Below are 1423 nucleotides of genomic sequence, written 5' to 3'. Positions count from 1 at the left end.
TTTCTTTATTCTCGGTGCAGTGGGATTATCTCGCCAACAGGCTATCAGTCTCGATTTACCGAAAGCTAGTACCGCCACCACCCCGATGCGGGAAATGTTGGTGGTTAGTCTCGATGATTTCGGACAACTCTACGTCGAAAAGCAGATGGTGACTCGTCCCCAGTTATTCGAGGCAATCAAGAATTATCATCAATATAGTCCCAATGGACTGATGGTACTGAATGCCTCCAGAAATGCCAGTTATAACGAAGTGGTAGGGGTTTTAGACCTGCTGCGACAGGTGGGCGGCGATCGCGTGGCTTTAGCGACTCTATCGGGGGAGGCTAACAATCCCACCCTGGAAAATAGCAATCCTTTGCCCAATTTGCCGACTAATCCCACCTCACCCGGTTTACCCAATCCTCTGGGCAGAAATTAACTAGGAATGGATGCGATAGGTGAGTAATTGCTCTTCGAGAGCAGCAATACGATTGTAAGCCGCCGTCAATTGTGCCGTCAATCGGCGAATTTGGATTTCATCGGCAAAAGAATTATCGCCATTGACAGCCGGGGCCTGTTTGCCACCGTGATCCCGGAGAATATCTTTATGATCGTAGAGGCTATTATCGGATAACTCGGAAAAACCGACCATGTCCAGGGATTCTCGCAGGGAATGACTCGATTTATCCTTGGCTAGGATAGCAATTTGCTGGCCGAGGCTTTCGACAATATCCTGTAGACGATCGACTTTCCGATCAAGACTGATAATCTGTTGTTGTAGTCCATTCATGTAATTACCTAGGGATTAAGGAGGTTTCCCCTCTATGCTAGGCTCTAGAAGAGATGGACTATAACAATTTATGATTGATTTAACGATCCCTTTACTGCCCTTAACTAATCTTAATATATTGCCAGAGTCAACCGGCTGCACCCGATAGTACTTCTATTAGAAATTAAGGTAAGCTGTTGAGCAGTAAGCCTCGATTTTAAGGAGCTAATTATGTTTAAAAATTGGTCTTTCGACGATTGGATGAATCATATTCTTTTTCTGGCTACAATTGTGGCTTTGCTGACGATTTGGCTGGGTAGATAAATAAAAACTATTTTTCTTTCCTTGCTTTACCGAAAATTTGGGTTTCAGGTTCCCCGTCCATTTCACGGCAGGGAGTGTCAAAATAAGAAACAAAACCCTCAGCGATCGATATGACTGACTCAAGCCCAAAAATTTGTATTCTCGGTGGTGGTTTTGGTGGACTCTATACTGCTTTACGTTTGAGTCAATTGCCTTGGACCGATCAACACACCCCCCAAATTACCTTAATTGATAAAAACGATCGCTTTTTATTTTCTCCCCTTCTCTACGAATTAGTCACCTCAGAACTGCAATCCTGGGAAATAGCTCCCCCTTTCAGCGAATTGCTCGCTAATACCCCCGTTGACTTCC

2 protein-coding genes and 1 pseudogene are annotated in these 1423 nt (G+C 44.6%); 2 read left to right on the top strand and 1 reads right to left on the bottom strand.

All coding sequences use genetic code 11. From position 1 onward, the window contains the following. Positions 1-418, top strand: a 418-nt coding sequence (locus tag PX484_RS04740; RefSeq protein WP_288103028.1) for an ExbD/TolR family protein, incomplete at its 5' end; no start/stop codon positions are given. Here the strand turns inward: PX484_RS04740 and PX484_RS04735 are convergent. Then, positions 419-769, bottom strand: a complete 351-nt coding sequence (locus PX484_RS04735; RefSeq protein ID WP_287669232.1) for a hypothetical protein — start codon at positions 767-769, stop codon at positions 419-421. It abuts the gene before it with no gap. A 413-nt stretch (positions 770-1182) separates the two neighbouring features. Between PX484_RS04735 and PX484_RS04730 the strand changes: the two are divergent. After that, positions 1183-1423: pseudogene (locus PX484_RS04730) on the top strand (FAD-dependent oxidoreductase); the annotation flags it as partial.

Origin of the sequence: Microcystis sp. M49636_WE2, assembly GCF_030065375.1 — a bacterium.
GTDB lineage: Bacteria > Cyanobacteriota > Cyanobacteriia > Cyanobacteriales > Microcystaceae > Microcystis > Microcystis aeruginosa_C.
Note: the sequence above shows the minus strand (reverse complement) of the source record. Positions and strands in the feature narration are given on the sequence as shown.